Genomic DNA, 20,749 nt, shown 5'->3' on the forward strand with positions numbered 1-20,749 from the left:
GACGTACGAACGCTAAGAGGAGCACCATGACACACGAGGACGACCCGTACGGGCACGACAGGGCTTCCTGGAAGCCCTCGTCGGGCACCGCCGTCGCGGTCACCGACCCCGTGAAGAATCCGGAGCTTCCGCCGCACCGCGAGCGGATGACGGACAAGGACCCCGCAGCGATGAAGCGGGCGGTCCGCACCGTCTACACGCTGTTCTACCTCTCGGTGGCCGGGTCGCTGTGGGCTGTGGCCGCGTACATGATCTTCCCGATCGAAAGCGGCGAGATCCCCGCGATCCGCGACAACAACCTCTTCATCGGCCTGGGCATCGCCTTCGCGCTGCTGGCGATCGGCGTCGGCGCCATCCACTGGTCGAAGGCCATCATGGCCGACAAGGAGTACATCGAGCCGCGTCACGCCACCCGCGGATCGGACACGACCCGCGCCGGTGCCGTCGCTGTGTTCTCCGAGGCGAACGAGGAGTCCGGCTTCGGTCGCCGCACCGTCATCCGCGGCGGGCTGTTCGCGGCGCTGGCGGCCTCGATCCTCCCCGCGATCACGCTGTTCCGCGGCCTTGCCCCCGAGAACTCTCCGGAGGACCCGCACGCGGGAGACCCCGTGTACCTGCTCAGCCACACCATGTGGAAGAAGGGCATGCGCCTGGCGACTGACCCCGAGGGTCTGCCCGTCAAGGCCTCCGAGATCACCCTCGGATCGGCGCTGCACATCATCCCCGAAGAGCTCGCGCACCTGAGCCACGAAGAGGGCTACCTCGACGCCAAGGCGAAGGCGATCGTTCTGCTCGTGCGCATGCTCCCCGAGCAGCTGCACGAGACGCCGGAACGTGCGAGTTGGTCGTATGACGGCATCGTCGCCTACTCGAAGGTCTGCACCCACGTCGGCTGCCCCGTGGCGCTGTACGAACAGCAGACCCACCACCTGCTGTGCCCCTGCCACCAGTCGCAGTTCGACATCTCGGACGAGGCGAAGGTCATCTTCGGCCCCGCCGCCCGTCCGCTGCCGCAGCTGCCTATCGCCGTGGATGACGAGGGCTACCTCGTCGCACAGAGCGACTTCACCGAACCCGTCGGACCGAGCTTCTGGGAGCGTCATTGAGTACCGCCACCGCAACTGACGCGCCGACCGAGGCCGCCAAGGACGAGAAGCCGCTCGGCGGTCGCTTCGTCGCCGGGGCCGCGAACTACATCGACGAGCGCACCAGCCTCTCGGGTCTGGTCAAAGAGCTCGGACGCAAGATCTTCCCCGACCACTGGTCATTCATGCTGGGTGAGATCGCGCTGTGGAGCTTCGTCGTCGTCCTCCTCTCGGGGACCTTCCTGACGTTCTTCTTCCAGGCGTCGATGGTTCCCACCCACTACGACGGCGCGTACGTGCCCATGCGCGGCATCGAGATGTCCGCGGCACTGGATTCGACCCTGCGGATCTCGTTCGACATCCGCGGTGGTCTGCTGGTGCGCCAGATCCACCACTGGGCCGCCCTCGTCTTCGTCGCCGGTATCGGCGTGCACATGCTGCGCGTGTTCTTCACCGGCGCGTTCCGCAAGCCGCGCGAGCTGAACTGGGTGATCGGCTTCGTGCTGTTCGTCCTGGCCATGGGTGAGGGCTTCACCGGCTACTCGCTCCCCGACGACCTGCTCTCGGGCAACGGTCTTCGCATCATCGACGGCATGATCAAGGGCTTCCCGATCATCGGCACATGGACCTCGTTCCTGCTGTTCGGCGGCGAGTTCCCCGGCGATCAGATCGTGGGGCGCCTCTACACACTCCACATCCTGCTGCTGCCGGCCATTCTGGTGGCGCTTCTGGCCGCCCACCTGGTGCTGATGATCGTCAACAAGCACACGCAGTTCGCCGGGCCCGCCCGGACGAACACGAATGTCGTGGGCTACCCGATGCTCCCGGTCTACGCCTCGAAGATGGGTGGATTCTTCTTCCTGGTCTTCGGTGTGATCGTGCTGATCGCCTCGCTGTTCACGATCAACCCGATCTGGAACTACGGCCCCTACGACCCCTCCCCAGTCTCGGCGGGTACCCAGCCCGACTGGTACATCGGCTTCGCCGACGGCGCACTGCGTCTGGTGCCGCCGCACCTGGAGTCGGTGTTCTGGGATCGTACCTGGTCGTGGAACATCATCATCCCCGTCGCGGTCCTGGTGGTCTTCATCATCATCGTCGCGATCTACCCCTTCATCGAGGCGTGGATCTCGGGCGACAAGCGCGAGCACCACATCGCCCAGCGTCCGCGCAACGCGGCGACCCGCACCGCCATCGGCGCGGCAGGTGTCACGTTCTACGCGGTGTTGTGGGCTGCGGCATCCTCCGACATCATCGCCACCCACTTCTGGGTGACGATGGAGGGCGTCATCCATACACTCCAGGCGCTGCTGTTCGTGGGTCCGGTCATCGCGTACTTCGTCACGAAGCGCATCGCGATCGCCCTGCAGAAGAAGGATCGCGAGATCGCGCTGCACGGCTACGAATCCGGACGCATCGTACGCCTCCCCGGCGGCGAGTTCATCGAGGTGCACCAGCCGGTCGACGAGTACGAGCGCTGGAAGCTCGTGGACTACGAGACCAACGAGCCGCTGGTGGTCCGCCCGAACTCGCGTGGTCAGATCCCGTGGCACGAGAACTTCCGTGCGGCGCTGTCGCGCTGGTTCTTCGAGGACCGTCTCGCACCTGTCACCCAGGCCGAGCTCGACGAGGCCGTGGCGCACCAGCACCACGCGCTCGAAGAGATGGACCACGCCGAGGATGAAGAGATCCAGGGCATGCACGAGCGTGCCGGTGTCCCGGATGCCCCGCACCACCCGATCGCGGACGACAAGCGTCAGTCCGAGACCGGCGTGCGCCCGACCAATGTCATCGTCCCGGAAGAGGACGACGACAAGAAGTAGGCATCCGCTGAACTCGAGAGAGGTCCCGGCTCCGTTCAGGAGTCGGGACCTCTCTCGAGTTCATGATGAAGCTGCACCCAGCGCGAGCGATGCCGTCGCCTGATCGCGCGATGGCGTCACTGGGCTCTGGCAGAAAACGGCAGATTTATGACACCCCTGCCACTCCTCCAGCGCGCGGCTTCCCCCTACGCTCAAGGCATGACAGCCGCTGACTATTTCCGTGCCCGCCTCGCCCATGAGACGGACGCCTCCGACGTCTATGCCGCCCAGAAGGCCGGCGACGCGTTCGTCCTGGTCGATGTCCGCGGCGACGAGGCGTGGCAGCAGGGTCGGATCAGTGGCGCCATCCACATGCCCTACCGGGAAATTGCCTCCCGAGCGCCGCAGGAGATCCCCCAGGACACACGTGTCGTCGTCTATTGCTGGAGCCCCGGATGCAATGCCGGGGTGAAGGGCGCGCTGCAGTTCGCACAGCTCGGCTACGACGTGAAGGAGATGCTCGGCGGCTACGAGTACTGGGTGCGTGAGGGACAGCCCACCGCGAATGACGAGGGCCCTCTCCCCCGCGTCTTCGACCCGCAGGTGATGGTCGTGAGGGCACGTGCCGCGTCGGAATCCCGCGAGCACAGTGTCCCAGGCACCGCGTAGCGTTCGTCTGGTGACATCGCCCTCTTCCCGCACCTCCGCACAGAATGTCCGAACACGCGGGGCTGTGCCGGTGCCTGTCGTCTTCGGTGCGCTCGCCCTCGTCTGGGGCGCCAGTTTCCTCTTCATGAAGCTGGCCGTGATCGGGCTCAGTCCCGCCCAGGTGGCACTCGGACGCATCATCCTCGGCGCGCTCACGCTCGCCGCGATCATGGCCTTCACACGTCGTCATTGGCCGCGGGAGCGAGCGCTGTGGCTGCATATGGTCGTGGTGGCGATCTTCTTCTGCGTCGCGCCGTTTCTGTTGTTCGCCTGGGCGGCCGAGCAGCTGCCGTCCGGTCTGTCGGCGATCCTGAACGCGACGACGCCGCTGTGGACCACCCTCGTCGCGGTCGTCGCCCTGCGGGGCGAGCGTATGACACTGTGGCGGGCAGTCGGCGTCCTGATCGGCGCTGTCGGGGTGGCCGTCGTCATCGGGATCGGCGATGTGCTCACCTCGGCGGAATTCGCCGCGTCGCTGCCGGCGCAGCTGGCATGCCTCGGTGCGACGGCCTCGTACGGTATTGCCCTCGGCTGGATGCGTCGCTTCGTCACTGGACGCTACCGCCATGATCCGGTGACCCTCGCCGCGACGCAGATGGCGGTCGCAGGTGTCATCGCGCTGCTGCTCGTCCCGTTCATCGCACTCACGCCGGTTGCGCCGGATGTCGCCTCTGTCTTGTCGCTGCTGGCACTGGGGTGCCTCGGCACGGGCGTGGTGTACGTCTGGAACATGCGCGTCATCGCGGCGTGGGGCGCCGTCGGCGCTTCGACGGTCACATACGTCATCCCTGTCGTGGGGGTTGCCCTCGGCATCCTCGTACTCGGTGAGAGCTTCGCGCTGCACGAGCTCGTCGGTGCCCTCATCGTCGTCGGCGGCGTCGTCCTCGTCCAGTGGAAGCGCTGACAGCCGCAACGACGAAGGCCCCGACCTCAAGCGGTCGGGGCCTTCGTTTAGAAGGTATTCAGCGGGCGAAGTAGCCGCGGTAATACTCGTACACCCAGCCGACGATGGCGACGAGGAAGATCCCGAAGCCGATCGGCACCATCCAAGTCCCGACCGAGAGGCCGATCATGGCGATCGCCGCCGAGAAGGCGAGAACCAGCGGCCACCAGGACCACGGGCTGAATTCCCCGAGCTCGGGGTCACCGTCGTCGATGTCGGCTGTCAGCACGTCCTCGGGCAGCTCGCCTCCCTGGGCGCGGTGCACCGCACCGGTGTAGAAGGCGATGAACGCCGCCATCAGCGCGGTGAAGAAGATCGCGATCGTCCCGACCCACTCGACGTGGCCGTACCAGATGAGGCTCCAGGTGGTGTAGGCGATGCCGACGAGGGCGAAGAAGCCCCCGAGGATCCACCACAGTGAAATATTGGTGCGCATTGCCTTACTTCACCTTTCCGTCCGCGAGATCGACGACAGGTGCATCGGGCGCGTCCTTTGCGGGGCCGACACCGACCGTCACCTCCGCGGCCTCGGGGTGGTTGAGATCGAACGCGGGCCGCTCGCTGCGGATGCGCGGGATCGACGTGAAGTTGTGACGCGGCGGCGGGCACGAGGTGGCCCACTCGAGGGAGGCGCCGTAGCCCCACGGGTCGTTCACGGTGACCTTCGGCGCCTTGCGGGCGGTCAGCCACACGTTGAGCAAGAACGGGATCATCGACACACCGAGGATCACCGCACCGACCGTGGAGACCTGGTTCTGCCAGGTCCAGCCGTCCTGGGCGGAGTAGTCCGCATAGCGTCGCGGCATGCCGTCCACACCCAGCCAGTGCTGGATGAGGAAGGTCATGTGGAAGCCGATGAAGAGCAGCCAGAAGTGCACGTAACCGAGGCGCTCGTTGAGCATGCGCCCGGTCCACTTCGGCCACCAGAAGTAGAAGCCGGCGAACATCGCGAACACGACGGTTCCGAAGATGACGTAGTGGAAGTGCGCGACCACGAAGTACGAGTCGGACAGTGCGAAATCGAGCGGCGGCGAGGCGAGGATGACGCCGGTCAGACCACCGAACACGAACGAGACGAGGAAGCCGAGCGAGAACACCATCGGTGTCTCGAAAGTCACCGATCCTCGCCACATGGTGCCGATCCAGTTGAAGATCTTCACACCCGTCGGCACCGCGATGAGCATCGTCATCAGGGCGAAGAAGGGCAGCAGCACGCCGCCGGTCACGTACATGTGGTGAGCCCACACCGCGACCGAGAGCGCTGCGATCGAGACCGTCGCGTAGACCAGGGTCTTGTATCCGAAGATCGGCTTGCGGCTGAAGGCCGGGAAGATCTCCGAGACGATGCCGAAGAACGGCAGCGCGATGATGTACACCTCGGGGTGCCCGAAGAACCAGAACAGATGCTGCCACAGCAGCACACCGCCGTTGGCGGGGTTGTAGATCTGCGCGCCGAGAACGCGGTCGGCGGCCGCGGCCAGGATCGCCGCGGCGAGCACCGGGAAGGCCATCAGGATCAGGATGCTGGTGACCAGCGTGTTCCACGAGAAGATCGGCATGCGCCACATCGTCATTCCGGGCGCTCGCATGGTGACGATCGTGGTGATGAAGTTCACGGCGCCGAGGATCGTGCCGAATCCGCTCATGCCGAGACCGAGCATCCAGAGATTGCCACCCACGCCCGGCGAGAAGCTCGCATTCGCCAGCGGCTGATAGGCGAACCAGCCGAACGCAGCCGCACCCTGCGGGGTGAGGAAGCCCGAGACGGCGATGATCGAGCCGAACAGGAACAGCCAGAAGGCGAACGCGTTCAAACGCGGGAAGGCGACATCCGGTGCACCGATCTGCAGGGGCAGCAGCGCGTTGGCGAAGCCGGCGAACAGCGGCGTCGCGAACATGAGCAGCATGATCGTGCCGTGCATCGTGAACAGCTGGTTGTACTGCTCCTTGGTGGGCAGCACCTGCATGCCGGGCTCGAACAGCTCCGCGCGGATGATCAGCGCCATCACACCGCCGAGCAGGAAGAACAGGAACGACGCGATCAGGTACATGTACCCGATGGTCTTGTGGTCAGTGGAGGTGATCCACTTGACGATGATGTTGCCCTTCTGTTCGACGCGCGTCGTCGACATCAGAGCCGCCTGACGCGGGGGCAGAGTGCGGGGACCGCTGGTCCCGGTCTCTTCGAACGGCAGCGTGGTTGCCATCACTCGTCTCCCTCTGCGGCGGTCGGATCGTTCGGCGTGTTCTGCAGGCGGTCGTACGCTTCGCCGATGTCACCGGTCTGTCCGGCGGCCTCGAGCGAGGCGAGGTAGGCGTCGTACTCCTCCGCGCTGACGACCTTGACGTTGAAGAGCATCATCGAGTGGTACTCACCACACAGCTCGGCGCACTTTCCGGCGTACGTGCCCTCTCGGGTCGGCGTGAAGGACCAGTAGTTGTCCTTGCCGATGTACATGTCCTTCTTGTAGAGGAAGTCGATGATCCAGAAGGAGTGGATGACATCGCGCGACTGCAGCTTGATCTGCACGGTCTCGTTCACCGGCAGGTACAGCGTCGGAAGCGTGTCCTGATCGATGTTGCCGTTCTCGTCGGGCTGGGCCTGGATGCCCATCGTCCAGACGGTGTCGGATCCGTCCTCGGCGTCGCCGTTGTACTGGAAGTCCCAAGCCCACTGCTTGCCGATCGCCGTGATCGAGACATCCGGGTCGTCGTACTGGGTCTCGAGGATCGTCTGGTCGCGCGCGGTCAGGGCGAAGAATCCGATCACCAGGATCAGCGGCACGACCGTGTAGAAGATCTCGATCGGCATGTTGTACCGCAGCTGCACGGGCAGTCCGGTCTGACCCTTGCGGCGGCGGTAGGCGATCGCCGCCCAGCCCATGAGAGCCCAGGTGATCAGGCCCACCACGAGCAGGACGATCCAGGAGTTGACCCAGAGTCCGGACACCATCTCGGTGTGGTTGGTGGCCTGGGTGCCGTCCTCGGTGAAACCGGGCAGATACCCGTTCAGCTCAGTCGGCGTGCACCCTGCGAGGGCGACGGCCGCAGCGGCGCCCACCGGTAGAAGAACCCAGCGGAGTCGGCGATTGGACGGCACGGCGCACCTTTCCACGTTGCGAAGTGTGACCTCGCCAGTCTAGGGCAAGCTCACACCTTGTTGAGGCCTGCCACTCAGGTTCGCCGTCTTTCGGGGGTACTGAAGGTCAGGCATTCAGACATGCTGAAGCAGCGGCGCCCCGAGGGACGCCGCTGCCGTGGTGCGAGAAGTCTCAGTGGAAGCTGTCACCGCAGGCACACGAGCCCTGCGCATTGGGGTTGTCGATCGTGAATCCCTGCTCCGAGATCGTGTCCTTGAAGTCGATCGTGGCGCCGTCCAGGTACGGCACGCTCATGTCGTCGACCACGACCTCGACGCCGCCGAAGTCCACGGCCTTGTCGCCCTCGAGGTAGCGCTCGTCGAAGTAGAGCTGGTAGATCAGGCCGCTGCATCCGCCGGGCTGGACGGCGACGCGCAGGCGCAGGTCGTCGCGGCCTTCCTGCGAGAGGAGGCTCTTGACCTTGTCCGCCGCAGCGTCGGTCAGCGCCACGCCGTGCTCACGGGCGGTCTGGTCGGTGGTCAGTGCGGTGTCGGTCATGACTCTCTCCTTGTCGGCGGTGCCGTCGGTTCAGGATGCAGCGATTCTACGCCGCGTGGGACGCGTCGGGTCCGTGAACCCACGACGCGCCGTATCCGGGTCCGCGCGGCGGCAGATCAGATCGTGCGCTCGTCGAGCTTTCCGAGCAGCAGCGCCTCCGAGACGACCGCACGGCGAAAGGTGTCCAGGTGCAGTGACTCGTTGGGGCTGTGTGCGCGCGAGTGCGGGTCCTCGACGCCGGTGACCAGGATCTGCGCGCCCGGGAACTCGCGCACGAGATCGGCGATGAAGGGGATCGATCCGCCGACGCCGATGTCGATCGGCGCGACGCCGTATCCCTCGGTGAGGGCGGCACGCACGTCGGCGACGGCCCAGCCGGAGGTGTCGACCAGGAACGGGTTCCCGAGGTCGACATCCCGGAATTCCAGCTGCGCACCGTAGGGCGCGTGGGCGCGCAGATGCGCCTCCATCGCGGCGTAGGCGTCGGCGGCGCTCTGCCCGGGCGCGACGCGGGCGCTGATGACCACGCTCACCTCGGGGGTGAGGGTGTTGGATGCGGAGGCCACGCTCGTGGCGTCGATGCCGATGACGGTGATCGAGGGCTTGTTCCAGATGCGGCCGATGATGGCATCCGTGCCGGCGGGACTCACCCCGTCGAGCAGCCCGGTCTCGGTGCGCAGGGTCTCTTCCGAGTACTCGGGCGTCTCGGCATCCCGCGACTCGAGTCCCGCGACGGCGACCGAGCCGCCAGCGTCCCACATCGTCGACAGCAGCTGGATGGCCGCCATCATCGCGTCGGGCACCGCTCCCCCGAACATGCCGGAGTGGGAGGCGTGGTCGAGTGTGCGCACCGACATCGTGAAGCGGGCGTTTCCGCGCAGCGACACGGTGAGCCCCGGGGTGACCTGGTCCCAATTGCCGGAGTCGGCGACGACGATGACATCCGATCGGAGCGCGTCGGCGTTGTCACTGAGGAACTGGGCGAACGAGCGCGAGCCGTACTCCTCTTCCCCCTCGATGAACAGCGCGATGCCGAGGTCGAAGTCTTCGCCCCGCGCCTCGGTGAGGGCCCGGATCGCGGCGACGTGGGCCATGACGCCGGCCTTGTCGTCGGCTGCTCCGCGCCCATAGAGACGGCCGTCGCGGACCGTCGGCTCGAAGGGCGGGGTCTCCCACAGCGCCTCGTCGCCGATCGGCTGCACGTCGTGGTGGGCGTACAGCAGCACGGTCGGGCGCCCGTTGCGCGGCGCCCGGGTGGCCAGCACCGCCGGCTGTCCGAGCTCGTCGGTGCCGGGGATCACCGAGCGGGTGACCGTGACCGCATCGAACACGCCGGTGCCCTCGACGAGCGCCGCCACGGCCTCGGCACTGCGCACGAGTTGGGACTGATCCATGCTCGGCCAGGCGATCGAGGGGATGCGCACGAGGTCGCCCAGATCGGCGAGCGCCTGCGGGATGCCTCCCTCGGCGGCCTCGCGAATGGACTCGGTCCGGGAAAGCTCAGCACTCATGCGGGTAATCTTAAGGACTCACCCGCACGAACACACTGAGGACCATCGTGGCCAAGACTCCCGCACCCGAAGCCCCCAAGGACGAATCGGCAGCGTCGCCGGCGGTCGGCAAGGGCCGTGCGACCCCGAGCCGCGCCGAGCAGGAGGCCGCCCGCAAGCGCCCGCTCGTCGCCGACACCAAGGAAGCGAAGGCGCAGCGCAAGGCCGAGCTGTCGGCCGCCCGCGAGAAGGCGCGCGTCGGCATGGCCAACGGCGAGCAGAAGTACCTCCCCGCCCGCGACCAGGGCCCGCAGCGCAAATTCGTGCGCGACTTCGTGGATGCCGGTTGGCACCTCGGCGAGGCGGTCATGCCCGCGATGGTCGTCGTCATCGTCGCGACCTTCATCCCGCTGGAGTTCATCCAGTTCTGGTCATTCGTGGCCCTGTGGATCTTCATCCTGTTCGTCATCGGCGACATGATCATCACCTCGATGCGCGCGAAGAAGGGCGTCGCCGAGAAGTTCGGCGCCAGCAAGGTCGAGAAGGGCCTGGGATGGTACGCCGCGATGCGCAGCGTCCAGATGCGCTTCATGCGCCTCCCCAAGCCGCAGGTCAAGCGCGGCGGCTACCCCGTCTGAGCGTCACCCCAGCGCAGCCACCCGCCGAACCCACAGGTTGCTTGCGAACCCACACGTTGATTGCGCAAGGAACGTGTGGGTTCGCACCGAAAGTGTGGGTTCGGCGCGGGGATGGCGGACGAGACGCTCAGCGGCGGGTGAGGCCGCGAGTGATCTGGCGGGCCCAGAGGGGGCCGCGGTAGAGGAACCCCGTGTAGCCCTGGACGAGGGTCGCTCCGGCATCCAGGCGCTCCTGTACGTCCTCGGATGTCTCCACTCCGCCGGCCGCAATGAGGCAGAAGTCCTCGGGCACGACCGAGCGCACGAGTGTCAGCACCTCGAGTGAACGCGGCGCGAGCGGCTTCCCCGACAGACCGCCGGCCCCGGCGGCCTCGATCGCCTTCGGGTCGCTGCGAAGCCCCAGCGACTCGCGCTCGATGGTCGTGTTGGTGGTCACCATGCCGGCTAGGCCCAGTTCGACCGCGAGCCCCGCGATCCCGGTGATCTCCTCCTCGGTGAGGTCAGGGGCGATCTTCACGAGCAGCGGGGTGTCGCCGGCGGCATCCTTCACCGCCGCCAGCAGCGGCCGCAACGTCTCGACGGCCTGCAGCGTGCGCAGGCCCGGGGTGTTGGGCGAGGAGACATTCACGACGAGGTAGTCGGCGACGGGAGCCACCAGACGCGTCGAGGTCACGTAGTCGACGAGCGCGTTCTCGACATCCACGATGCGGCTCTTGCCGATGTTGACGCCGAGCACCGTGCGCGATGAACGACGGCGCGCCTTCTTCAGCCGCTGCGCCGCCGCGTAGGCGCCCCGGTTGTTGAAGCCCATGCGGTTGACGACCGCCCGGTCGGGGATGAGGCGGAACAGCCGCGGCTTGGGGTTGCCCTCCTGCGGGATCGCGGTGACCGTGCCGACCTCGACGTGACCGAACCCCAGCGCGTACAGGCCGTCGACGCCGATCGCGTCCTTGTCGAATCCGGCGGCGACGCCGAAGGGCGAGTCGAACGTGAGTCCCAGAGCCTTCACCCGCAGCGCGGGATCGGGGCGGGTGAACGCGCGGGCGACCCGCGCGAAGGGGCGCACCCCGAGCACACGGATCACGAGCATCGCCGCGTGGTGCGCCGTCTCGGGGTCCATCTGGGAAAGGAACGTGCGAAACAGCCACGGGTACACGGTTACTCCTCGGGGTCGGATGCCGAATGGTGATCCGCGCGCAGCGCCGCGATGGCGGAATCGAAGTCTTCGAGGGAGTCGAACGCCTGATAGACGCTCGCAAAACGGAGGTAGGCGATCTCATCGAGCTCGCGGAGTGGCCCGAGGATCGCCAGCCCGATCTCGTTGGTGTCGATCTGCGAGGCACCGGTCTGACGCACCGTCTCTTCGACCGACTGTGCGAGCAGGGCCAGATCACCCTCGGTGACCGGTCGCCCCTGACAGGCCTTCCTCACACCGGACATGACCTTCTCTCGGCTGAAGGACTCGATGACGCCCGAGCGCTTGATGACGTTCAGGCTCGCCGTCTCGATCGTCGAGAAGCGCCCCCCACACTCCGGGCACTGTCGACGGCGACGGATGCTGAGCCCGTCGTCACTCGTCCGAGAATCGATGACGCGAGAATCCGGATGACGACAGAAGGGGCAGTGCATGGCTCAGCCAGATTACGCCTCGAAGCGCGCCTCGACGGCTTCGCCATGCGCAGGAAGCACTTCTGCGTCGGCGAGTGCGACGATCGCGTCGGCGACGTCGGCGAGCCCCTGACGGTCGTACTCGATGACCTGCTGCGGACGGAGGAACGTCGCCGCCGACAACCCCGCGGCGTATCGCGCCTGTCCCCCGGTCGGCAGGACGTGGTTGCTGCCGGCGAGGTAGTCGCCGAGACTCACGGGCGAGTATGGGCCGACGAACACGGCACCGGCATGCACGAAGCGCTCCGGCATCGGATCGGCCAGGTGCAGTTCGAGGTGCTCGGGCGCGTAGGCGTTGCTGAAGGCGATCGCCTGCTCGAGGTCGTCGACCAGCACGATCGCCGACTGCTCCCCCGCCAACGACACGGCGATGCGCGCCGCGTGCATGGTGTCCGCAGCCCTCGCCGCGACCTCGGTCTGCACCGCGGTCGCCAGGGCCTCGGACGCCGTCACGAGGACGGCCGAGGCCTGCTCGTCGTGCTCGGCCTGGCTGATGAGATCAGCGGCGACCCACCTCGGGTCGGCCGTGTCATCGGCGACGATCAGGATCTCGGTCGCGCCGGCTTCCGAGTCGGTGCCCACGCGCCCGGCGACGGCACGCTTGGCGGCCGCGACGAAGTTGTTTCCGGGACCGGTGACCACATCCACGGGATCAAGGCCGAGCGAATCGACGCCCCAGGCGAAGGCACCGATCGCGCCGGCGCCGCCCATCGCGTAGACCTCGGTCACACCCAGCAGGTGCGCGGCGGCGAGGATGATCGGGTGCACGCGACCGCCGTGGTCCCGCTGCGGCGGGGACGCCAGGGCGATCTGCTCGACACCGGCGGCCTGGGCGGGAACGACGTTCATCACGACACTCGAGGGATACACGGCCTTGCCGCCGGGAACGTACAGCCCCACGCGGCGCACCGGCTGCCAGCGCTGATGCACGAGCGCTCCGGCCCCCAGGGTCGTGGTGGTGGGAGGCGGAACCTGGACGGCAGAGGCCTGACGCACCCGCTCGATGGCGCGCTCCAGGGCCTGTCGGATCTCGGGTTCCAGCGTCGCGAGCGCCTCCTCGAGGTGCGCCTGCGGCACGCGGATGTCGTGCCCGGCGACCTTGTCGAAAGCCTCGGCCTGCGAGCGAAGGGCCCCCTCCCCGTCGCGGGCGACATCCTCGACCAGCCGCGCGGCGGTGGCGAGGGCCTCGTTGCGGGCGGCGGTGGCGCGGGGAACGGCGGCCAGGAGGGCGGCTGCGGAGTGGTCACGACCGCGCAGATCGAGGGTGCGGAGCATCCCTCTAGGCTACCGGCCGGGCGTGGACGGCCGTGGCCCACGAGACCGGATCACCCCGGTCCCCGATCATGGAGACCTCACCCCAGACACGCCGATCCGAGCAGTCCCTTCAGCTCGCCGTAGAGGTCGGCGGTCACCCGCACGGGCATCGGCACCTCGAACACCTTCGCCACGCCGCCCTTGTGCAAGCGCAGCATGACCTCGGTATCCCCGGGATGTCTGCCCAGCACGTCCGCGAGATCGACGATGACCGACTCGCTGGCCCGTTGCTCGGCGATGACGAGAACGAGCGGACCTGATTCCTCGATGTTGCCGAGATCCGGGGAGAAGGCCGCCTGGGCGTGCAGATTCATCCCGTCGTCGCGGCGGGAGACCCGCCCGCGCACCACGAGGATCGCATCCGCTTGCAGCATGCTCTGGAATTCGGTGTAGGTCTTGCCCATGAACATGACCGTGATCTCGCCGTCGAAGTCTTCGACCGTGATCATGCCGTACGGGTTGCCGCTGGACTTGGCCACGCGGTGCTGCACGCTCGTGACCAGTCCCGCGATCGTCACCTGATCGCCGTCGGTGGCGTCCTCTGAGGCGAGCAGGTCGTGGATGTTGGTGGAGGCGTGCTTGGCGAGGGGAACCTCGAGGCCCGCCAGCGGGTGGTCCGAGACGTAGAGGCCGAGCATCTCGCGCTCGAAGGCGAGCTTGTCCTTCTTGGTCCACTCGGGGCGCTCCGGCACCTTGGAGACGGTCTGCGGCTCCTCCTCGCCCCACAGCGAGTCGAAATCGAAGCCGACCTCTCCGTTGGCCTCGCGTCGCTTGTCGAGCACGGCCTGCTCGGTGGCATCCTCGTGGATCTCCAGCAGCGCACGGCGGGTCGATCCGAGCGAGTCGAACGCACCGGCCTTGATGAGGGACTCGATCGTGCGCTTGTTGGCCACCGACACCGGCACTCGGGCGAGGAAGTCGTGGAAGCTCGTGAACGGGGCATCCTTGCGGGCCTCGACGATCGCCTCGACGACGTTCGCGCCGACGTTGCGCACGGCGCCCAGCCCGAAGCGGATGTCGTCCCCGACCGCGGCGAAGAACCGGATCGATTCGTTCACATCCGGCGGCAGCACCTGGATGCCCATGCGACGGCACTCGTTGAGGTACACCGCCATCTTGTCTTTGGAGTCCCCGACGCTGGTCAGCAGCGCCGCCATGTACTCGGCGCGGTAGTGGGCCTTCAGATATGCGGTCCAGTACGAGACGAGTCCGTACGCCGCCGAGTGGGCCTTGTTGAACGCGTAGTCCGAGAAGGGCAGCAGGATGTCCCACAGGGCCTTGATCGCGCCGTCTCCGTAGCCGCGCTCCTTCATTCCCCCGGCGAAGCCCTCGTATTGCTTGTCGAGCTCGGACTTCTTCTTCTTGCCCATCGCACGGCGCAGGATGTCGGCCTGACCGAGGCTGAATCCGGCGACCTTCTGCGCGATCGCCATCACCTGCTCCTGGTAGATGATCAGGCCGTAGCTGATGTCGAGGATCTCCTTGAGCGGCTCGGCCAGCTCAGGGTGGATCGGGGTGACCTCCTGCTGCCCGTTCTTTCGCAGCGCGTAGTTGATGTGGGAGTTGGCGCCCATGGGGCCCGGTCGGTACAGCGCGATGACGGCCGAGACGTCTTCGAAGTTGTCGGGCTTCATGAGCCGCAGGAGAGAGCGCATCGGCCCGCCGTCGAGCTGGAACACACCCAGTGTGTCGCCGCGGGTGAGCAGGTCGTAGGCCTCGCGATCCTCCAGCCCGAGGTGCTCGAGGTCGAGCTCCTCGCCCCGGTTCATGCGGATGTTGTCGAGGGCATCGGAGATGATCGTGAGGTTGCGAAGCCCCAGGAAGTCCATCTTGATCAGGCCCAGCGACTCGCATGACGGATAGTCGAACTGGGTGACGATCTGGCCGTCCTGCTCGCGGCGCATGATCGGGATGATGTCCAGCAGCGGCTCGCTGGACATGATGACGCCCGCCGCATGGACGCCCCACTGGCGCTTCAGCCCCTCCAGGCCGAGCGCGCGGTCGAACACCGTCTTGGCCTCGGGGTCGGTGTCGATGACGGCGCGGAATTCGCTGGCCTCTTTGAAGCGCGGGTGCTCCTTGTCGTACATGCCCGACAGCGGCATGTCCTTGCCCATGACAGCCGGGGGCATGGCTTTCGTGAGCTTCTCCCCCATGCTGAAGGGGAATCCGAGCACGCGACCCGCGTCCTTCAGCGCCTGCTTCGACTTGATGGTGCCGTACGTGACGATCTGCGCGACACGCTCGGAGCCGTACTTCTCGGTCACGTAGTCGATCACCTCGCCCCGACGACGATCGTCGAAGTCGACGTCGAAGTCGGGCATCGACACCCGGTCGGGGTTGAGGAAGCGCTCGAAGATGAGGCCGTGCTCGAGCGGGTCGAGATCGGTGATCCGCATCGCGTACGCCACCATGGAGCCGGCACCCGAGCCACGGCCGGGACCGACGCGGATCCCGTTGTCCTTGGCCCAGTTGATGAAGTCCGCGACGACCAGGAAGTAGCCGGGGAACCCCATCTGCAGGATGATCCCGGTCTCGTACTCGGCTTGCTTGCGGACCTTGTCCGGGATACCGGCGGGGTACCGATAGTGGAGGCCCTTCTCGACCTCCTTGACCAGCCAGCTGTCCTCGGTCTCGCCGTCCGGCACCGGGAAGCGCGGCATGTAGTTGGCAGAGGTGTTGAACTCGACCTCGCACCGCTCGGCGATCAGCAGCGTGTTGTCGCACGCCTCGGGGTGATCGCGGAAGATCTGCCGCATCTCCTGTGCGGTCTTGATGTAGTACCCGTCGCCGTCGAACTTGAAGCGGTTCGGGTCATCGAGCGTGGATCCGGACTGCACACACAGCAGAGCGGCGTGGGCATCGGCCTCGTGCTGGTGGGTGTAGTGGGAGTCGTTGGTGGCGACCAGCGGGATGCCGAGGTCCTTCGACAGGCGGATGAGATCGGTCATCACCCTGCGCTCGATCGAGAGCCCGTGATCCATGATCTCGGCGAAGTAGTTCTCTTTGCCGAAGATGTCCTGGAACTCGGCAGCCGCCGCGCGGGCGGCGTCGTACTGCCCGAGGCGCAGACGCGTCTGCACCTCACCCGAGGGGCAGCCGGTGGTGGCGATCAGACCCTTGCCGTAGGTTTCCAGCAGCTCGCGGTCCATGCGCGGCTTGAAGTAGTAGCCCTCCATGCTGGACAGCGAACTCAGCCGGAAGAGATTGTGCATCCCCTCGGTGTTCTGACTCCACATCGTCATGTGGGTGTAGGCGCCCGACCCCGAGACGTCGTCGCTCTTCTGCTCGGGCGTCCCCCACGACACCCGCGACTTGTCGCTGCGGTGCGTGCCGGGGGTGACATAGGCCTCGAGGCCGATGATGGGGGTGATCCCGGCGCTCCTGGCGGCGTTGTAGAACTCGAACGCGGCGAAGGTGTTGCCGTGGTCGGTGACCGCGATCGCGGGCATGCCGTACTCGGCAGCAGCCTGGGTCATGGCCGCGATCTTCGCCGCGCCGTCGAGCATCGAGTACTCGCTGTGCACGTGCAGGTGGACGAACGAGTCGGATGCCATGGATCGAGTCTACGAGCGTGCCCCGCCCTCGGGCCGGGGCACGCGGGGCGGTGTCACCCCCGCTGCGCGGCGATGAGGTCGCGATACCAGTACCAAGAGTCCTTGCGCGTGCGCTCGAGGGTGTCCAGATCCACGTGGATCAGTCCGAAGCGCTCGTCGAATCCGGCAGCCCACTCGAAGTTGTCGAAGGCCGACCAGCAGTAGTAGCCGACGACATCCACCCCGGCATCCACCGCCGCCTCGACCGCGGCGATGTGATCCGCCAGGAACGCGATACGCCGGTCGTCGTGCACGCCGCCGTCGGCCGCGACCACGTCGTGGAAAGAGGCCCCGTTCTCCGTGATGATCACCGGCGGCAGGTAGGGATAGCGCTCGTGCACGGCCACGAGGATCTCGGTGAGTCCCTCCGGCACGACGGACCAGCCGAAGTCCGTCGTGCGTTCAGCACCGAAGGGCACGGGCGAGAACGGGAGCCCTGTCGGGATGTCCACCTCGAGCACGCCCGAGTAGTCCTTGCCGAGCTTGGGGGCCTCGATGCGGGTCGGTTCGTAGTAGTTGACCCCGTAGAAGTCGAGCGGGGCCGAAATGAGCTCCAGGTCCGCATCCACCTGCGCCTCGGCCATCCCGAGCCCCGCCCGGATCTCCTCTCCTGGATATGCCCCGAGCAGGATCGGGTCCGAGAACGTCCAGTTGGTCAACGCGGCGAACATCATCGCCGCCTCGATGTCCTCGCGCGTCTCGGAAGCCGGGTGCACGGGGAAATGCTGATTCACGACCCCGACGCGCTGGGCGCCGGCAGCCCGGAGCGCCTGCACTGCCAGACCGTGACCGAGCAGCTGGTGGTGGGCGGCCGGCAGCGCGCCGAGTCCGAGGCCGCGGGCCGGCGCATGGTCGGTGAGGGCGTACCCGTAGAGGGTGTGCACGCTCATCTCGTTCAGGGTGCTCCAGTCGGCCACGCGGTCCGCCAGTCGCGCGGCGGTCGCCGCCGCGTAGTCGGCGAAGGCGTACGCGGTCTCGCGCGACATCCAGCCGCCGGCATCCTCCAGCGGCTGCGGCAGGTCCCAGTGGTACAGCGTGGGAACCGGCCGGATGCCGCGCGCGAGCAGTCCGTCGACGAGGCGGTCGTAGAAATCGAGCCCGCGGGCGTTGACCTCTCCGGATCCTCCCGGGATGATCCGCGGCCAGGCGATCGAGAACCGATAGTCACTCACGCCGAGCGCCGCGATGTGATCGAGGTCCTCGTCGAGACGGTGGTAGTGGTCGATGGCGACATCGGCGTTCTGTCCGTGTCGGACGGTGCCGGGCTCACGGACGAACGTGTCCCAGATGCTGGTCCCCCGTCCGTCGCCATCCACGGCACCCTCGATCTGATAGGCCGAGGTCGCCACTCCCCACCGGAAGTCGGCCGGCAGCGCGAGCCGGCTCACGACTCCACCCCGGGCGCGGCCTTCGGGGTGGCGTGGGAGCGCAGCGCCGGCAGCGCGAGGAGCAGCACGAGCGCCGGGACGATGAACGCGAGGGCAGGGCCACCCGCGTCCAGGAGGAGCCCCACACCCACGGTGCCGATCAGCGCGCCGCCATAGTTGTAGATGTTCACGCGCGCGACGATCTCGTCGCTGCGTGCCGGGTCGATCCGCCCCGCCATCCCGAACGCGATCGGGATGAGCGCGCCCGAGCAGAGGCCGGCAAGGAACAGCGCGAACACGGCGACACCGAACACCGGGATGAGTGCGAACGCGATGCTCCCCACCGCGCCCGCGATGAGCGCCGCGAGGGCGACTCGTCGGGTACCGACGCGGCGCTCGACGGGATCGACGGCGAGTCGTGCGATCAGCACGCCCGCCTGATAAAGCGCGTATCCCAGAGGTGCGAGTGCGGCCGCGGTGCCCATGTCGACCAGGTGCACGCTGCTCCAGGTGGACAAGCCCGCGTCCATCGTGAACACCGCGAACACCACGAGACCCACGACGAAGATCGGCATCCGCGGAAGACGCCCGGCCTTGGTCCCGGCCTGACGGGCAGCGCGCTCGGGGTCGAGCGCACGGGAAGCGGCGAGCAGATAGACCAGCTGCATCCCCGCCGCGATCAGCAGCGCGAACGTCGCCCCCGAGCCGAGCGAAATGCCCGCGCTCATGGCCATCGCGCCGACGATCGCGGCCACCGTGTAGACCGCGAACAGACGTCCGAGGATCGGCCGTCCCCAGTGGCGCTGCACGAGCACGCCCTGCATGTTGGATGCGGCATCGATCGTGCCGAGACCGACCCCGTAGACGAGGATCGAGACGACGAACAGCACGATCTCCGGGGAGAGTGCCGCGCCGGTCAACCCGATGATCTGGAGCGCGAATCCGACGATGACGGCGAATCGGCTGTTGCGGCGGACGGCGAGGAGATCGGCGAGGACCGACCCGGCCGCTGCGGCGACGACGACGCCGAGCAGGATCAGGGACACGGCCGTCTCATCCAGCGCGTGCCGGGCCTGGAAGGACGGAAGAGCGGTCACCACGACCGCATATCCCAGGCCCTGCACACCATATGCTCCCGCGGCGGCGACCGACATGCGGCGCAGACGCACCATCGCGGTTCCCGTGGTGGTGGCGTCGGTCATGTCAACCCTCGATTCCGTGTCGGGCGGCGACGATGGCGAAGGCCTCGTCGGCGATCTCGATGGTGCGCGCGATATCCGCCTCGGTCAGGGCGGCATTGATGAAGTGGTTGTGGTGCGACGTGATGAAGACGCCCCGCTGCACGCACTCGGCGACCCATTCCTGGTGGAGCATGAGCGAGCCATCCGGATCGTCCAGCCGCAGGTAGAACAGGGAGGGCGCCCCGGATGCCACCAGGGTGAGACCGTGACCGGATGCCGCGGCGACGAGACCATCGGTCAGCTGCGTACCCAACCGCTCGAAGAGCGCCGGGGCCTCGAGCGCGCGCAGCTTCTTCAGGGTCGCGATGCCCGCAGCGAAGGGCACGGCGCTCATCCAGTAGCTGCCGGTGTAGGTGATCGCGCTCACGGCCTCTTTGAGCGCGTCCTTGCCGCACAGCGCCGAGACGTTGTAGCCGTTGGCGAGAGCCTTGCAGAAGCAGATGAGGTCGGCCTCGAAGCCGAAGTAGTGATCACTGCCCGCCAGATCCAGTCGGAACCCGGCGCGCACGTCGTCGACGATGAGCACCACGCCGAACTCGTCACAGAGTGCCCGCACCGCGCGCCAGTAGCCGGCGGCGGGAAGCTCGTTGTCGACGAAATTGCCGTGCATGTACGGCTGGGCGATGAGGCCCGCGATCTGACCGCGGTGCTCGGTGAACATCGCGCGCAGGGCGGCGAGATCGTTCCAGGGCACGTAGAGGTTGTTCGCGACATCCTCCTCGAGCACTCCGGGGTAATCGAGCTTCTGTGTCCATGGCGCGACCCCGTGATAGAAGCCCTTGATGAACACGATCTTCTTGCGACCCGTCGCCGCCCGTGCGGTCATGATCGCGAGCGTCGTGGTGTCACCGCCGTTCTTCGCGAAGAACGCCCAGTCGGCCGAGGCGACGGTGTCCACCAGCAGCTCGGCGAAGTCCACCATGATGCTGGAGGGCAGTGACACGACGTCTTCCTTGCGGGCCTGCGCGCGGGCCGCGGCATCCACGTCCTTGTCGCGGTAGCCGAGGACGTTCGGGCCGTACCCGCACATGTAGTCGATGTACTCGTTGCCGTCGAGATCCCAGAACCTCGTGCCTTCGGCCTTCGAGGAGAACTTCGGAAATGCCTCGTGGGGAATGTGGAGCCCTTCGGCAGGGCCCAGATGCCCCGGGATGCCGGCGGGGATCACCCGGGTCGCGCGACGGAACGCCTCCTGGCTCTTGTCGAAGCGGAACGGCGCGGTCCCAGAGGTGGCGGTGGTGCTCGCAGTGGAGGTCATG

The 20,749-nt window shown here is 67.1% G+C and carries 17 protein-coding genes; 5 read left to right on the forward strand and 12 right to left on the reverse strand.

All coding sequences use genetic code 11. The annotated features are described in order from the left end of the window. The first annotated feature begins 26 nt into the window (after positions 1 to 26). From qcrA to ABD206_RS05215, 4 genes are all read left to right on the forward strand, one after another. Positions 27 to 1,106 carry a cytochrome bc1 complex Rieske iron-sulfur subunit gene (gene qcrA, locus ABD206_RS05200; protein WP_344070100.1) on the forward strand — a complete coding sequence of 360 codons (1,080 nt, stop codon included), beginning with the start codon at positions 27 to 29 and terminating at the stop codon, positions 1,104 to 1,106. Then, positions 1,103 to 2,908, forward strand: coding sequence for a cytochrome bc1 complex cytochrome b subunit (qcrB, locus tag ABD206_RS05205; protein ID WP_344070102.1), 1,806 nt, complete (start codon positions 1,103 to 1,105; stop codon positions 2,906 to 2,908). Before qcrA ends, qcrB begins: the two co-directional genes overlap by 4 nt. Before the next feature lie 198 nt (positions 2,909 to 3,106). Further along, positions 3,107 to 3,556, forward strand: coding sequence for a rhodanese-like domain-containing protein (locus tag ABD206_RS05210; RefSeq protein WP_344070104.1), 450 nt, complete (start codon positions 3,107 to 3,109; stop codon positions 3,554 to 3,556). Positions 3,557 to 3,626: 70 nt separating this feature from the next. Next, entirely contained in the window at positions 3,627 to 4,499 is an 873-nt protein-coding gene (locus ABD206_RS05215; protein ID WP_344070106.1) for a DMT family transporter, read from the forward strand. A 58-nt stretch (positions 4,500 to 4,557) separates the two neighbouring features. Here the strand turns inward: ABD206_RS05215 and ABD206_RS05220 are convergent, their stop codons facing one another. The 5 genes from ABD206_RS05220 to ABD206_RS05240 form a co-directional block, all read right to left on the reverse strand. Then, the gene (locus tag ABD206_RS05220) at positions 4,558 to 4,974 is read right to left on the reverse strand and encodes a cytochrome c oxidase subunit 4 (protein ID WP_344070108.1); all 417 of its coding nucleotides are present in this window, start codon (positions 4,972 to 4,974) and stop codon (positions 4,558 to 4,560) included. A 4-nt stretch (positions 4,975 to 4,978) separates the two neighbouring features. Beyond that, entirely contained in the window at positions 4,979 to 6,745 is a 1,767-nt protein-coding gene (ctaD, locus tag ABD206_RS05225; RefSeq protein ID WP_344070110.1) for an aa3-type cytochrome oxidase subunit I, read from the reverse strand. Further along, entirely contained in the window at positions 6,745 to 7,638 is an 894-nt protein-coding gene (gene ctaC, locus ABD206_RS05230; RefSeq protein ID WP_344070112.1) for an aa3-type cytochrome oxidase subunit II, read from the reverse strand. Before ctaC ends, ctaD begins: the two co-directional genes overlap by 1 nt. Positions 7,639 to 7,810: 172 nt before the next feature. After that, positions 7,811 to 8,176: an iron-sulfur cluster insertion protein ErpA gene (erpA, locus tag ABD206_RS05235; RefSeq protein ID WP_344070114.1), complete on the reverse strand. Its 366-nt coding sequence runs from the start codon at positions 8,174 to 8,176 to the stop codon at positions 7,811 to 7,813. A 116-nt stretch (positions 8,177 to 8,292) separates the two neighbouring features. Beyond that, positions 8,293 to 9,687 (reverse strand): dipeptidase, encoded by a 1,395-nt coding sequence (locus ABD206_RS05240; RefSeq protein ID WP_344070116.1) that lies wholly within the window; start codon positions 9,685 to 9,687, stop codon positions 8,293 to 8,295. Between the two features lie 47 nt (positions 9,688 to 9,734). On the opposite strand from ABD206_RS05240, the gene ABD206_RS05245 reads away from it, so the two are divergent. Continuing rightward, the gene (locus ABD206_RS05245) at positions 9,735 to 10,304 is read left to right on the forward strand and encodes a DUF3043 domain-containing protein (protein WP_344070118.1); all 570 of its coding nucleotides are present in this window, start codon (positions 9,735 to 9,737) and stop codon (positions 10,302 to 10,304) included. Positions 10,305 to 10,431: 127 nt separating this feature from the next. On the opposite strand, the gene ABD206_RS05250 is transcribed toward ABD206_RS05245, so the two are convergent. The 7 genes from ABD206_RS05250 to ABD206_RS05280 all read right to left on the reverse strand — a co-directional run bounded on the left by ABD206_RS05250 (position 10,432) and on the right by ABD206_RS05280 (position 20,748). After that, positions 10,432 to 11,460, reverse strand: coding sequence for a quinone-dependent dihydroorotate dehydrogenase (locus tag ABD206_RS05250; protein WP_344070120.1), 1,029 nt, complete (start codon positions 11,458 to 11,460; stop codon positions 10,432 to 10,434). A gap of 2 nt (positions 11,461 to 11,462) precedes the next feature. Continuing rightward, positions 11,463 to 11,933: a transcriptional regulator NrdR gene (nrdR, locus tag ABD206_RS05255; RefSeq protein ID WP_344070121.1), complete on the reverse strand. Its 471-nt coding sequence runs from the start codon at positions 11,931 to 11,933 to the stop codon at positions 11,463 to 11,465. 12 nt (positions 11,934 to 11,945) lie between these two features. Beyond that, a complete protein-coding gene (gene hisD / locus ABD206_RS05260; RefSeq protein WP_344070122.1) occupies positions 11,946 to 13,247 on the reverse strand; it encodes a histidinol dehydrogenase in 1,302 nt (433 codons plus the stop codon). Between the two features lie 77 nt (positions 13,248 to 13,324). Further along, positions 13,325 to 16,843, reverse strand: a complete 3,519-nt coding sequence (gene dnaE, locus ABD206_RS05265) for a DNA polymerase III subunit alpha (RefSeq protein WP_344070123.1) — start codon at positions 16,841 to 16,843, stop codon at positions 13,325 to 13,327. Positions 16,844 to 16,896: 53 nt separating this feature from the next. After that, on the reverse strand, positions 16,897 to 18,270 hold the full coding sequence (locus ABD206_RS05270; protein WP_344070124.1) for a GH1 family beta-glucosidase: 1,374 nt from the start codon (positions 18,268 to 18,270) through the stop codon (positions 16,897 to 16,899). Further along, a complete protein-coding gene (locus tag ABD206_RS05275; protein ID WP_344070126.1) occupies positions 18,267 to 19,451 on the reverse strand; it encodes an MFS transporter in 1,185 nt (394 codons plus the stop codon). The genes ABD206_RS05270 and ABD206_RS05275 overlap by 4 nt, the downstream gene beginning before the upstream one ends. A 1-nt stretch (position 19,452) precedes the next feature. Continuing rightward, positions 19,453 to 20,748 (reverse strand): aminotransferase class III-fold pyridoxal phosphate-dependent enzyme, encoded by a 1,296-nt coding sequence (locus ABD206_RS05280; protein ID WP_344070127.1) that lies wholly within the window; start codon positions 20,746 to 20,748, stop codon positions 19,453 to 19,455. Position 20,749: the final 1 nt, after the last annotated feature.

The sequence above is a fragment of the Microbacterium sediminicola genome (assembly GCF_039531125.1).
Classification (GTDB): Bacteria; Actinomycetota; Actinomycetes; order Actinomycetales; family Microbacteriaceae; genus Microbacterium; species Microbacterium sediminicola.

Coding starts and splice junctions, on each gene's coding strand:
- ctaD (WP_344070110.1), bottom strand. CDS start 6,745: ATGGCAACCACGCTGCCGTTCGAAGAGACCGGGACCAGCGGTCCCCGC.
- ABD206_RS05210 (WP_344070104.1), top strand. CDS start 3,107: ATGACAGCCGCTGACTATTTCCGTGCCCGCCTCGCCCATGAGACGGAC.
- erpA (WP_344070114.1), bottom strand. CDS start 8,176: ATGACCGACACCGCACTGACCACCGACCAGACCGCCCGTGAGCACGGC.
- ABD206_RS05275 (WP_344070126.1), bottom strand. CDS start 19,451: ATGACCGACGCCACCACCACGGGAACCGCGATGGTGCGTCTGCGCCGC.
- ABD206_RS05240 (WP_344070116.1), bottom strand. CDS start 9,687: ATGAGTGCTGAGCTTTCCCGGACCGAGTCCATTCGCGAGGCCGCCGAG.
- qcrA (WP_344070100.1), top strand. CDS start 27: ATGACACACGAGGACGACCCGTACGGGCACGACAGGGCTTCCTGGAAG.
- ABD206_RS05220 (WP_344070108.1), bottom strand. CDS start 4,974: ATGCGCACCAATATTTCACTGTGGTGGATCCTCGGGGGCTTCTTCGCC.
- hisD (WP_344070122.1), bottom strand. CDS start 13,247: ATGCTCCGCACCCTCGATCTGCGCGGTCGTGACCACTCCGCAGCCGCC.
- dnaE (WP_344070123.1), bottom strand. CDS start 16,843: ATGGCATCCGACTCGTTCGTCCACCTGCACGTGCACAGCGAGTACTCG.
- nrdR (WP_344070121.1), bottom strand. CDS start 11,933: ATGCACTGCCCCTTCTGTCGTCATCCGGATTCTCGCGTCATCGATTCT.
- ABD206_RS05280 (WP_344070127.1), bottom strand. CDS start 20,748: ATGACCTCCACTGCGAGCACCACCGCCACCTCTGGGACCGCGCCGTTC.